A 12,999-nucleotide genomic window follows, 5' to 3' on the forward strand; every position below is an offset into this window, starting at 1 on the left:
AAACCCCAGCTCTCACACCTCAACCGGCGTGAGCAATCCACCGACAAGCAGGAACATCCGTAAACAGCAAACTCCACACCCGCAACCCCAGAAACCCGCCGAACAGCCCAACCCACCCACACAGACCACCCCCACCCCACCCCAACACACTCTCCGTATACCCCCAACAGCAAACGGGTCAACGGAATCCGGCTTGGTGCCGTGCGGTACACGGTCAACGGGTACGCGTGCACTTCGGTGTCGAGTTGCCTGCGGAGGTGTTCACCGATCTGGAGTGGATCTGCTCCACCCGCCGACCGCGCGACACCTCCGGGCGAGACCGGTGTTCGGGACCCGCGACGGGCGGATCGCGCTCTTGTTCGCAATCGTCCGATACCTGGTCGGCGAGGGCAGCGACGTCGATCCGCTCGACGGGCCGCTTCGTTCGGCAGCTGCCGGGATAGGCCTACTGCGCTGACTTGACATCCGGGTGATAATCAATTGTTCGGCCATTCCGGAATGACACGGAATTGACCGAATGCGCTGATTATAACGATGAGGGGCACATTTGTCAAAGGCAGTGTTCTCGAAAACACAGTACGACACCGAACTGACCGCCGAGCGCGAGCACATCGCGTTTCTCTACGGTTGGCTGGACGCCGAGCGGTCCGCTGCGGCGGGTGAGCTGGCCGGGGTGCTGCGCGACCACACCGAGGACTCGACCGACGCGATGTGGCGACGTGAGGTGGCCGCGAACACGCTGTCCGCGCGGGTGGGGCGGCTGCGGGTGGCCGACAGCGGGCTGTGCTTCGGGCGGCTCGACCAGACTTCCGGCGAGGCCCTGTACATCGGTCGAATCGGTTTGTTCGACGAGGAAGACGATTACCGGCCGCTGCTGACGGATTGGCGCGCCCCTGTCGCGCGGCCATTTTACTGTGCCACTGCCGCTAATCCCGAAGGGGTCACCCGGCGGCGTCATTTCCGCACCCAGGGGCGCCGCGTCCTCGATTTCCACGACGACGTTCTCGACCACGGCGTGGCCGACAGCGACGAGGTCCTGCTGGCCGCCCTGAACGCGCCGCGCGGCGACACCATGGGCGACATCGTGGCCACCATCCAGGCCGAGCAGGACGAGATCATCCGGCTCGGCCACACCGGCGTGGTCGTGATCGACGGCGGGCCGGGCACCGGCAAGACCGTGGTCGCGCTGCACCGGGTCGCCTACCTGCTCTACGCGCACCGCGAGCGGATGTCCCGGCGCGGCGTGCTGATCATCGGGCCCAACACCGGCTTCCTGCGCTACATCGGCGGCGTGCTCCCGTCGCTCGGCGAGACCGACGCCGTGTTCGCGACGCCGGGGGAGCTGCACGTCGGCCTCGAGACCACGGCCACCGACCCGCCCGCGGCCCGGCGCGTCAAGGGCGCCCTGCGGATGGTCGACGTCCTGGCCGCCGCTGTCGCCGACCGCCAGGAGGTCCCGGAGACGCCCATCGAGGTCGAGCTGGACGACGTGACCGTGTCGATCGACGCGGACATCGCCGGCCGGGCCCGTGGGAGGGCACGGGCGTCGGGGGCGCGGCACAACCAGGCGCGGCCGCTGTTCCGTGACTCGCTGATCCTGGACCTCGCCGAGCAGGCCGTGGACCGCATCGGCGGCGACTGGCTCGACGCGCGGGAGGTGCCGGAGCTGGGGTCGGACCTCGTCGTGGACGTGCGGTCGGAGCTGTCCCGCAGCCGGGCGCTGTCGGTGGCGGTGAACCAGCTGTGGCCGCGACTGACCCCGTACGGCCTGCTGGTGGAGCTGTACGGCTCGCCCGACCGGCTGGCCGTGGCGTGCGACGGCATCCTGTCCGACGACGAGCGGGACGCGCTCCACCGCGAGGCCGGCTCGGAGTGGACGGTGTCGGACGTGCCGCTGCTGGACGAGTCGGTGGAGCTGCTCGGCCCGCTGACCCGCGACGACGGGGCGGCGGAGCGGATCCGCCGGGCGGAGCGGCGGTACGCGCGGGAGGTCCTCGACATCCTCGACACCGAGGAGGACCCGGACGGCGAGGTGCTGCGCGCGGTCGACCTGATCGACTCCGAGTCGCTGGCCGAGCGGCACGAGGAGCGCGACCACCGCTCGCTGGCCGAGCGCGCCTCGGCCGACCGCGAGTGGACCTACGGCCACGTGGTCGTCGACGAGGCGCAGGAGCTGTCCGCGATGGACTGGCGGATCGTGATGCGCCGTTGCCCCAGCCGCTCGATGACGATCGTGGGCGACCTCGCCCAGCGGGAGTCCCCGGCGGGCGCCCAGAGCTGGGCGTCGATGCTGGAGGAGTACGTGCCGTCCCGGTGGACCTACCGCCGGCTGACGATCAACTACCGGATGCCGGCGGAGATCATGGCGGTGGCGGCCCAGGTCCTCGCCGAGATGGACCCGTCGCTGCAGCCGCCGAAGTCCGTGCGGGACGGCGGCGTCGCGCCGTGGTCGCGGCGCTGCCCGCCCGACCTCCTGGAGTCCACCGTGGCCGAGGCGGTGCGGGCCGAGGCCGCCCAGGTCCCGACCGGGACGGTGGCGGTCATCGCCCCGGAGGGCCTGACCCTCGAGGTCGACCACCCCGTGGTGACCCCGAGGGAGGCGAAGGGCCTGGAGTACGACGCGGTGGTCATCGTGGAGCCGCACCGGATCCTGGCCGCCGAGCCGTCGGGCGCGGCCGACCTCTACGTGGCGCTCACCAGGGCGACCCAGCGCCTGGCCGTGATCCACACCGAGGACCTGCCGGCGTCGCTGCACGGCCTCGAGGCGAGGTAGTCAGCCCCGAGGCTGACGGCGGCGCAGGGTGATCGGGAGGCCGTCCTTGGGGACCGGCAGTGCGGTGGGGTCCCAGCGGACCTCGTAGTCCTCGTCGACGGACCACTCGAAGCGGCGGACCAGCTCGTGCACCAGGGTCTTCACCTCGTAGGTCCCGAAGTGCATGCCGATGCACTTGTGCACGCCACCGCCGAAAGGCATGTACGCGAAGCGGTGCGACTTGTCCTCGCGGCGGCCCTCGGCGAAGCGCTCCGGGTCGAACTGGTACGGGTCGCTCCAGTACTCCGGCAGCAGGTGGTTGACCCACGCCAGCGTCGTCACGAACACGCCCGCCGGCAGGTGGTGGCCGAGCAGCTCGGTGTCCTTGACGGTCTTGCGCACCATCCACGGCACCGGCGCCACCAGCCGCATCGACTCCTTGAGCACCAGGTCCAGCGCCGGCAGCGAGGACGCGGCGTCAACGGTGAGCGGCTCGTCGCCGAGCGCGAGGGACTCCTCGCGCACCCTGGCCTGCCAGTCGGGGTGCTTGCCGAGGTAGTACGTGACCGCCGACGTCGCGATCGTGGACGTGTCGTGGGCCGCCATCATCAGGAAGATCATGTGGTTCACGACGTCGTCGTCGGTGAACATCTCGCCGTCGTCGGTCTTCGCGTGGCACAGGGCGGCGAACAGGTCGTCGGAGTCGGACGCGCGCTTGGCCGGCAGGCTCCGCCGGAAGTAGTCCTCCAGCACCTTGCGCCCGCGCAGTCCCGCACCCCACCGCCCGACCGGCAGCCGCACCAGCGCCGTCCCGGCCCGGACCGTGTCGACGAACGCCCTGGTCAGCCGGTCGCTGTCGCCGCCGATCGACGACGCCATGAAGACCTTGGTGGCCACGTCCAGCGTCAGCTGCTTGAGCGCCGGGTACACGAGGAACCGGTCCCGCGCTGCCCAGAGGTCGAGCTGGGACCGCACGACCGCGCCGACCTGGCCCATGTACCCCGACAGCCGGTCCGCGGTGAACGCCAGCTGCATCAGCCTGCGGTGGTAGAGGTGCTCCTCGAAGTCCAGCAGCATCAGCCCGCGGTGGAAGAACGGCCCGATGAAGTACTCCCACCCCTGCTGCGAGTACGCCTTGTCCTTGTTCGCCAGCACGACCTGGGTGGCGTCCGGCCCGGTCGCCGACACCACCCGGGTGCCGAACGCACGCACCCACGAGACCGGGCCGTACGTGCGGTAGCGCTGCATCGCGTAGTCGATCCCCAGCCGCAGCATCTCCAGGCTGTGCCCGAGCACGGGCAGCCCGGCGTCGCCCTGGACCGCCTTCAGCGAGCTGCCCGCCGGCGGCGCGGAGAGGTCCTTGCGCGGCCACTCCTTGTGGAGCAGCCACTGGTCGAGTGCGTTCTTGTCGGTTGTGTAGGGAGCGCGGACCTCACTGGACGTCGGCGGGGTTGACACGGGCACCTACCTCCTGACGAGCACGGTGAACGCCAGCTCCGCGAGCTCGGCGGCGATCCTCGGTCGGGCGACGATGCGGGGGGTGCGGGCGAGGTCGTTGACGACGGTCAGCGCGGCGTGCACGGTGATCCGGGCGTCCGGTTCGGACAGTTCGGGTGAGACGGTGCGCATCAGGTTGACCCACTGCGCCACGTACTCCCGCTGCACCCGGACCATCTCCTTGCGGTCGCGGTCGGGCAGGTTGGCGAGCTCACCGGCGAACGTGGCCATGAGGTTGTCCGACCGCAACACTGTGTCCACATAGGACGCGGCGAGCCGGGCGAGGGCGTCGTGCGGGTCGGTGGCCTCGTCGATCGCGATGCCGGCGGTGCGGTCGAGCCGGTCGGCCATCCGGTACCCGGCGGCCACCAGGATCGCCGACTTGCCGGGGAAGTAGCGGTAGATGCTCGGCCCGGCGATGCCCGCCTCGGCGCCGATGTCCTCCATGCTCACCGCGTGGTAGCCGCGGTCGCGGAACAACCTGATGGCGGCGGACAGGAGCTCCTCGCGGCGCGACGTCGACGGCAGCACCGGCACCGGCTGCCAGGCCGGCGGCCGGGGCGCCACCTCGGGCGCGACGGCCCGCGGCACCCAGCCGAGCACCGCGCGGGCGAGCTCGGCGAGGCGGGTCTCGAAGCGCTTGCGCGGCGTGCTCACGTGATGCACCGAGACGCTGCCGAACACCGACAGCGCGGCCCAGCACAGCAGCTCCGCCTCGGCCTTGGGCAGGCCGAGCCGGGCGTCGCGCAGCGCGATGCCCCACTGCGCCATCAGCTCACCGCCGCGGTGGCGGATCTTGGTCTGGTCGGCCCGGTCGAGGTGGCGGCCCTCCCACCGCCAGAGTGCGGTGACCTCGCGCCGCTCGACGGCCAGCGCCGCCATCGCCCGCAGCAGCTCGGCCAGCTGCTCGTCGGCGGTGCCCTGGGTGGCCAGGGCCTCCTCGGTGACCAGGCCGAACGTGTCCATGCCGGACAGCAGCACGTGGGCGAGGATGTCCTGCTTGCCGCGGAAGTGCCGGTACACGGCGGGGCCGGTGACGCCCGCGGCCGCGGCGATGTCGTTGACGCTCACCTGGTGGTAGCCGTGCTTGCGGAAAAGCTCCGCCGCCGACTCGGCGAGCTGAGCCTTCCTGTTGCGCGGCCGCCGGGCCGGTGCGCGTCCGGTCTGGGTCACTGGTCCGCCTCCCCGCGATTCAGTGTGTTGGTCGCGTTGGACAGTGAGCGTTCGGCCCGGTCACGTACTGGTGGCTGGCTTGCGTCACGTTCCCCTGAGGTGACGGTTGCCGAGATTGACAGAAGGTTACTCACCCTGTTCCTCCCGGCGTGAATCCTCACTAGCGACGATAGACCAGCCGGATGCTGTTGGCAAACGGCCAATTCGGGCTAATATGTGAACGGGGATTTGTCCCAGTGGCCGGACCCGGTCGCACGTCGCGGTCGGGTCGAGTGTGGCGTGGGGTACACCACCATTTCGGGTGCCGACCGTTGACAACCGCGGATCCGGTGCCACGATGTTAATGAGGATTAGCATGCCCGAGAGGACCTGACGTGCCTACCGAAGCTTTCGTCTATGACGCGATCCGGACCCCGCGCGGTCGGGGCAAGAAGAACGGATCCCTGCACGGAACCAAGCCGATCTCGCTTGTCGTGGGACTCATCGACGAGCTGCGCAAGCGCAACCCCACCCTGGACGTCGACCGGGTCTCCGACCTGCTGTTGGGCGTCGTGACGCCCATCGGCGACCAGGGCAGCGACATCGCCAAGACCGCCGCCATCGCGGCCGGGCTGCCCGACACCGTCGGGGGCGTGCAGCTCAACCGCTTCTGCGCCTCAGGCCTCGAAGCGGTCAACATCGCCGCGCAGAAGGTGCGCGCGGGCTGGGACGAGGTCGTGATCGGCGGCGGCGTCGAGTCGATGTCCCGGGTATCCATGGGCTCCGACGGCGGCGCGTGGGCGATGGACCCGGCCACCGCCTACGACACGTACTTCGTGCCGCAGGGCGTGGGCGCCGACCTGATCGCCACCATCGAGGGCTTCTCGCGCGAGGACGTCGACGGATACTCCGTGGAGTCGCAGCAGCGCGCAGCCAAGGCGTGGGCGGGCGGCTACTTCGCCAACTCGATCGTCCCGGTCGTCGACCAGAACGGCATCACCGTGCTGGACCATGACGAGCACATGCGGCCCGAGTCCACCGTGGAGTCGCTGGGCAAGCTGCCGGCCTCGTTCGCCGCGATCGGTGACATGGGCGGCTTCGACGCGGTGGCGCTGCAGAAGTACCACCAGGTCGAGAAGATCAACCACGTGCACTCGCCGGGCAACTCCTCCGGCATCGTCGACGGTGCCGCGCTGGTGCTGGTCGCCAGCGAGGAGGCCGGCACCGCGATGGGCCTCACCCCGCGGGCCCGGATCGCGGCCACCGCCACCTCCGGCGCGGACTCCACGATCATGCTCACCGGGCCGATCCCGGCCACCGAGAAGCTGCTCGCGCGTACCGGCCTGACCGTCGAGGACATCGACCTGTTCGAGCTGAACGAGGCGTTCGCCTCGGTGGTGCTCAACTACCAGAAGAAGCTGAACATCCCCGGCGACAAGCTGAACGTCAACGGTGGTGCCATCGCCATGGGCCACCCGCTGGGCGCCACCGGCGCGATGATCCTCGGCACGATGGTCGACGAGCTGGAGCGCCGCGACGCCCGCCGGGCGCTGGTGACCCTGTGCATCGGCGGCGGCATGGGCGTGGCCACCCTCATCGAGCGCGTGTGAGACCTGCTTGCAGGGTCGAACCATCAACGCAGGTCCTCGAGCGACAAGGAAACGACACTCAATGACTGAGCAGAACACCATCCGCTGGGAGAAGGACGCGGACGGCGTCGTCGTGCTGACGATGGACGACCCGAACCAGTCGGCCAACACGATGAACCGGGCCTACGCCGAGTCGATGGCCGCCACCGTCGACCGGCTGGAGGCCGAGAAGGACGGCATCACCGGTGTGGTGATCACGTCGGCCAAGAAGACGTTCTTCGCCGGCGGCGACCTCAAGGACATGGTCGAGGCCAAGCCCGACGACGCCAAGGACGGCTTCGAGTTCATCACCGGCATCAAGGCGCAGCTGCGCCGGCTCGAGCTCCTCGGCCGGCCGGTCGTCGCCGCGATCAACGGCGCCGCGCTCGGCGGCGGCCTCGAGATCGCGCTGGCCTGCCACCACCGGATCGCCGCGGATGTCAAGGGCTCGCAGATCGGCCTGCCCGAGGTGAGCCTGGGCCTGCTGCCCGGCGGTGGCGGCGTCACCCGCACCGTGCGGCTGCTGGGCATCCAGACCGCGCTGCTGTCCGTGCTGCTGCAGGGGCAGCGGCACAAGGTGAAGGCGGCACACGAGCTGGGCCTCGTGCACGAGGTCGTGTCTACTGTGGACGAACTGCTGCCCAAGGCCAAGGAGTGGATCGCGGCCAACCCCGACGCGGCCCAGCCGTGGGACGTCAAGGGCTTCAAGATCCCCGGTGGCAGCCCGTCGCACCCGGCGTTCGCGGCCAACCTGCCCGCGTTCCCGGCCAACCTGCGCAAGCAGCTCAAGGGCACGAACATGCCTGCGCCGCGGGCGATCCTGGCCGCCGCGATCGAGGGCGCGCAGGTCGACATCGACACCGCGCTGGTCATCGAGTCGCGGTACCTGATCGAGCTGCTGTCCGGGCAGGTCGCGAAGAACATGATCAAGGCGTTCTTCTTCGACCTGCAGCACATCAACTCCGGCGGCTCGCGGCCGGACGGCTACGAGAAGTACACCGCCCGGAAGGTCGGCGTGCTCGGCGCCGGGATGATGGGCGCGGGCATCGCGTACGTGTGTGCGCGCGGCGGCATGGAGGTCGTGCTCAAGGATGTGTCCCTGGAGGCGGCTTCGCATGGCAAGGACTACTCGGTCAGCTTGTTCGAGAAGGCCGTGTCGCGCGGGAAGTCCACCCGGGAGCAGGCCGACGAGACGTTGGCCCGGATCCACCCGACCGACAAGCCCGAGGACCTGGCCGGCTGCGACCTGGTGATCGAGGCGGTGTTCGAGAGCCCGGAGCTCAAGCACAAGGTGTTCGCGGAGATCGAGAACGTCGTCAACCCGGACGCGCTGCTCGGCTCCAACACCTCGACGCTGCCGATCACCGGCCTCGCCGAGGGGGTGAAGCGGCAGGAGGACTTCATCGGCCTGCACTTCTTCTCGCCGGTGGACAAGATGCCGCTGCTGGAGATCATCGTCGGCGAGCGTACCAGCGACGCGGCGCTGGCCCGGGCGTTCGACGTCGCGCAGCAGATCAAGAAGACGCCGATCGTGGTCAACGACTCGCGGGGCTTCTTCACCAGCCGGGTGATCGGCACGTTCATCAACGAGGCGATCGCGATGGTCGCCGAGGGCGTGCACCCGGCGTCGGTGGAGCAGGCGGGCTCGCAGGCCGGGTACCCGGCGCCGCCGCTGCAGCTGATGGACGAGCTCACGTTGACGCTGCCGCAGAAGATCCGCAAGGAGACCAAGGCGGGTGTCATCGCCGCGGGCGGCACATGGGTCGAGCACGCGTCGGAGCCGCTGATCGACCGGATGGTCGACGAGTTCGGCCGCAAGGGCCGGTCGGCGGGCGCGGGCTTCTACTTCTATGTGGACGGTAAGCGGGCCGGCCTGTGGCCGGGGCTGCTGGAGCACTTCGGCCGGAGGCCGACAAACGAACACAGCGGCAAGCCCGGGCACGAGATCCCGTTCGAGGACATGAAGGAGCGGATGCTCTTCGCCGAGGCGCTCGAGACGGTCAAGTGCTTCGACGAGGGCGTGCTGCGCTCGGTGCCGGACGCGAACATCGGCTCGATCATGGGCATCGGCTTCCCGCCGTGGACCGGTGGCGTGATCCAGTACATCAACGGTTACCCCGGTGGGCTCCCCGGGTTCGTGGCCCGTGCCCGAGAGCTGGCCGAGCGCTACGGCGACCACTTCCTGCCGCCGGCGTCACTGGTGGCGAAGGCGGAGAAGGGCGAGACCTACTAATCCGCCTCCCCGGAATCAAAAGTGTGGGTTGCGTTCCAGCGGATGGTGCGGACCTCGGGTGGTTGGTGGCTGGGTGCCGTCACGGTCCCCTGAGGTTGCGTTGGTCGGCGCGAGGCGGTGCCAAGCCAGGTCAACCCCGTACCCGATGATCCATGGGACATCCCCTAGTCCGTCGTCTCGGGCCGGTCGGGGGGCGGTACTCCACGCCCAGCGCGTCCAGTCTCGGCAGGTGGTGCTCGGCCAGCCGCCGCTCGAACTCCGCCAGCGAGCGGCCTTCCCTGCGCGACCACGCCACCTCCGCGAACGCGGCCAGCCGCGGGAACGCCGCGTAGTCCACCCGCCGGGGACTGTCCAGGTGCTCCGTCCACACCTGCGCCTGCGCCCCGAGCACCCGGCTCGACACGGAGGCCGGCATCGCCGGTGGCACCGGCTCGTACGCGTACACATCGGCGAGTGTGCGCCGGAAGCCGACCGGGATCGGTTCCTCCGGGTGGTTGGACTGTCGGTGATCGAGGTATGTCTCCTGCTCGGGGCACATCACCACGTCGTGGCCCGCGACGGCCGCCTCGATGCCGGCTTCCTCGCCGCGCCACGAGGCCACGATCGTCGAGCGGGGGACCGCGCCACCGTCGAGGATCTCGTCCCAACCCAAGGCGCGCCGGCCCAGCGAAGCCAGGTGAGCGGCCATCTGCGAGACGAACCAGCCGTGCAGGTGCGCGGCCGATGACAGGCCGAGCTCGGCCATCCGGCGCCGCGCCAGCGGGCATCTCGCCCACTGCGTCGTCGGGACCTCGTCACCACCGATGCAGATCACCGGGGACGGGAAGACGGAAGCCACGTGGGTGAACACCCGGCGGTAGAACTCCACCGTCTCCTCGGACACGTTCAGCACGTTGTCACTGATACCCCACCGGGTCAGCACCCGCAGCGGCGCGCCCGTGACACCCAGCTCCGGGTACGCCGCGATCGCGGCCTGGCTGTGCCCCGGGATGTCCACCTCGGGTACGACGGTCACCTGCCGGTCGGCCGCGTACGCCACGATCTCCCGCAGGTCCTCCGTCGAGTAGAACCCGCCGTGCGGGCGGCCGTCGTGCTCCGCGGTGCCGTCCGGCGGCCGCCCGATCCACGAACCCTCGCGCCACGAGCCGACCTCGGTCAGCAGCGGGTACTCCGGCACCTCGATCCGCCAGCCCTGGTCGTCGGTCAGGTGCAGGTGCAGGACGTTCAACCGGTGCACGGCCATGAGGTCGATGAACCGGAACACCCCGGCCTTCGGCATGAAGTGCCGCGCCACGTCCAGCAGGCACCCCCGCCAGGAGAACCGCGGCCGGTCCTCGATCTCCCCGCACGGCAGCACCCATGGTCCACTGTGGATGTTCGCGGCGCGGAACGCGTCCGGGCCGAGCAGCTGGCGCAGCGTCTGCTCGGCGTACCAGAGGCCGGCCGGGTCGGCGGCGAGCGTGGTGACGCCGTAGGGCCGGATCGTGATCCGGTAGCCCTCCGGGTGCGGCATCGCCACCGGGTCGACCCGGACCACAGTGGACACCCGGGCCGGGATCCCGGCCGACACGAAGCGGTACGAGCCGGCGGCCGGGCGGACCCGGAGTGGGCGGGGGAGCAGGCCGTCCAAGCCGGTCATCCCTTCACCACGAGATGGCGCCGCGCGAGTACGAAGAAGATCAACACCGGGATGGCCATCAGCGTCGCCCCTGCCATGATCGCCCCCCAGTACTGTTCCTCTGGTTTGAAGAATACGAGGAGTCCGAGCGGAAGGGTACGGTTCTCCGTCCCCGAGATCAGGAACGTCTTGGCGAACAGGAAGTCGTTCCACGCGTGGATGAACGACACCACGCTCGACAGCACCGCGAGCGCCGTGCCGACCAGGACGCTGCCGAGCACGCACACCGCGGTGGACAGGAGGGCGTCCCAGAACTGGGGATCGCCGGGCATGTCCAGCGGCGCCGCGCTGCCGGCCCGCGGCTGCCCGCAGCCGTAGAGCGAGATCACGACGAGCTAGTGTCCCGCGCCGGAAGTTCATCACTTGTCTCGCCGGCCCAGCTTCCTGCTGGCGGCGTTGCCGGTCCGCCCGAGTACAACCCGGTACGAGGACGAACCGGCGCCTTGCCAGCAGAAACCAGGATCCGCCGACTCAAGCAACAGACTCCCGGCGCGGGACACTAGTTGGTTGGGTAGCCGACCAGCACGACCGCCGGGTGGGGCCCCTGCCACGCCGTCCGGGTGCGGACGTCCGGCGCGGCAGGGGTGATCGGGGCGCCGGCATCACCAGCCGCTACTCGGCGAATGCGGCGTTCAACCCGGTCGTCGCGGCCGCGGTGGCGACCTCGACGACCAGCCGGCCGGTGGCCACCTGTTGTGCCGCGATGGACGGCACGGCGTGTGCGTCGATCTTGGTCCATGCCGGGGTCGCCGGCACGAACCGCGTCCCCGCCCGCACCGTCTCGATGAACGGCGCGAGGAACGGGTCGGCCATTTCGGATGCTAGGGCGCAGCCGGACCGCCGCACAAGGTCTAAACCAATCTTGTCGCGAACGGGACACCTCATCGATTGGTCGCCGCCACTCGATGTCCATCACCGACACGGTCGGGAATCTCGTGAGCGACACCCCTGCGGAATTACGGGCTCTGGCGCGGATCCGTGACGTGGTCACTGTGAGTGAAGGAGTCCGGCGGTGACGGCGGGCTGGTCTCGGCGGATGCCGATGGCGAAGGAGTGCAGGTCGGGTTGATCGTCGGCCTCCACGGTGGACAGCCAGTTCTCCAGGTTCTCGCCGTGGCGTTGGGTCCGGTGACCTCGCGAACGCTGCCGGCGCACACTCGACCCCCCTCGACACACAGACCAGCCAGGTGCGGCAACAACACCTCAAGATCAACAGAACACCGCAGCATGATCAACTAACCCGATCACCACGCGTCACCGGGTCACGTAACTCGCGCCAGAGTCGAAACTTGTGAGTGATGACACCGTTCACGCGACGAACACGTGGGGTGGTCGCCGCCCCGATTGGGTGAAACCGTTGCCGCACAACGGAAACTGCGCACAGCCTTCGGTAGAATGAAACACATGTGCGAACCGTTTGTCGATCTACCCGAGGACGCGTCCCCGGAGGCCGTGCCGTTGGCGACGGCGTTCGGGTTGGCGCGGATGATGTGGCAGCGCGAGGGAGAGTACTTGGAACAACTCGCCATCTACGCCGCCGCGAGTGGTGGTGAGTTCGATGCTTTGGAGGTCGCGGCGTTGTTTCGGATCTCTCTCCGCACGGCGCAGCAGCGTCTGGACTTGGCGGTCACGCTGGCGACCCGGTTGCCGCGGACGTTGGCGGCGGTGAAAGCGGGTCGGTTCGATCCGTACCGGGCGTCGAAGATCGCCGACGCGACCCTGTCGTTGTCTCTTGAGGCTGCGGCGATCGTGGAAGAGGAGATCCTGGACCCGGGTCGAGGACATGCCGGCCGTCAAGTTGGGTCGAGTGTTGCGGCGGATCGTGGCGCGGGTGAACGCCGACGCCCTGCATGCGTTGCACGAGCAGCGGGTGGCGCAGCGGCGGGTGGACATGTATCCGACCGAGGACGGGTGTTCCGTGTTGACCGTGCACGGCTCAGCCGCGCGGGTCCAGGTGGCGGCGAAACGAGTGGACGCGATCGCCCACCAACTCCGCGACACCGGTGGTGCCGACGGCCGCACCCTCGACCAACTCCGCAGCGATGTCGCCCTGGACCTG

At 69.6% G+C, this 12,999-nt stretch carries 7 protein-coding genes and 3 pseudogenes; 5 read left to right on the plus strand and 5 right to left on the minus strand.

Annotated features, from left to right (window positions below; all coding sequences use genetic code 11):
* Positions 1 to 547: 547 nt before the first annotated feature.
* The gene (locus GEV28_RS39030; protein ID WP_291418861.1) at positions 548 to 2,773 is read left to right on the plus strand and encodes a helicase; all 2,226 of its coding nucleotides are present in this window, start codon (positions 548 to 550) and stop codon (positions 2,771 to 2,773) included.
* Here GEV28_RS39030 and GEV28_RS39035 read toward each other — a convergent pair whose 3' ends face one another.
* Together GEV28_RS39035 and GEV28_RS39040 are read right to left on the minus strand one after the other, a co-directional pair.
* A complete protein-coding gene (locus GEV28_RS39035; protein WP_291418873.1) occupies positions 2,774 to 4,210 on the minus strand; it encodes a cytochrome P450 in 1,437 nt (478 codons plus the stop codon).
* Between the two features lie 6 nt (positions 4,211 to 4,216).
* Entirely contained in the window at positions 4,217 to 5,422 is a 1,206-nt protein-coding gene (locus GEV28_RS39040; RefSeq protein ID WP_291418863.1) for a TetR/AcrR family transcriptional regulator, read from the minus strand.
* Between the two features lie 374 nt (positions 5,423 to 5,796).
* Here GEV28_RS39040 and GEV28_RS39045 point away from each other — a divergent pair, with 374 nt between their 5' ends.
* Both GEV28_RS39045 and GEV28_RS39050 read left to right on the plus strand, forming a co-directional pair.
* Positions 5,797 to 7,011 (plus strand): acetyl-CoA C-acetyltransferase, encoded by a 1,215-nt coding sequence (locus GEV28_RS39045; protein ID WP_291418865.1) that lies wholly within the window; start codon positions 5,797 to 5,799, stop codon positions 7,009 to 7,011.
* Between the two features lie 61 nt (positions 7,012 to 7,072).
* The gene (locus tag GEV28_RS39050) at positions 7,073 to 9,262 is read left to right on the plus strand and encodes a 3-hydroxyacyl-CoA dehydrogenase NAD-binding domain-containing protein (protein ID WP_291418867.1); all 2,190 of its coding nucleotides are present in this window, start codon (positions 7,073 to 7,075) and stop codon (positions 9,260 to 9,262) included.
* Between the two features lie 130 nt (positions 9,263 to 9,392).
* Here the strand turns inward: GEV28_RS39050 and GEV28_RS39055 are convergent, their stop codons facing one another.
* From GEV28_RS39055 to GEV28_RS39065, 3 genes and pseudogenes are all read right to left on the minus strand, one after another.
* Complete coding sequence (locus tag GEV28_RS39055) at positions 9,393 to 10,901, minus strand: beta-N-acetylhexosaminidase (protein ID WP_291418869.1); 1,509 nt, start codon at positions 10,899 to 10,901, stop codon at positions 9,393 to 9,395.
* Positions 10,898 to 11,116, minus strand: a pseudogene (locus tag GEV28_RS39060) (carbohydrate ABC transporter permease); the annotation flags it as partial. The pseudogene GEV28_RS39060 and the gene GEV28_RS39055, both read right to left, overlap by 4 nt.
* A 436-nt stretch (positions 11,117 to 11,552) precedes the next feature.
* Positions 11,553 to 11,753 carry a hypothetical protein gene (locus GEV28_RS39065; RefSeq protein WP_291418871.1) on the minus strand — a complete coding sequence of 67 codons (201 nt, stop codon included), beginning with the start codon at positions 11,751 to 11,753 and terminating at the stop codon, positions 11,553 to 11,555.
* Positions 11,754 to 12,428: 675 nt separating this feature from the next.
* Between GEV28_RS39065 and GEV28_RS42860 the strand changes: the two are divergent.
* A pseudogene (locus tag GEV28_RS42860) lies at positions 12,429 to 12,665 on the plus strand (DUF222 domain-containing protein); the annotation flags it as partial.
* Between the two features lie 58 nt (positions 12,666 to 12,723).
* Positions 12,724 to 12,999: pseudogene (locus GEV28_RS39070) on the plus strand (HNH endonuclease); the annotation flags it as partial.

The organism is Actinophytocola sp., from assembly GCF_009379765.1.
Taxonomy (GTDB): domain Bacteria; phylum Actinomycetota; class Actinomycetes; order Mycobacteriales; family Pseudonocardiaceae; genus Actinophytocola.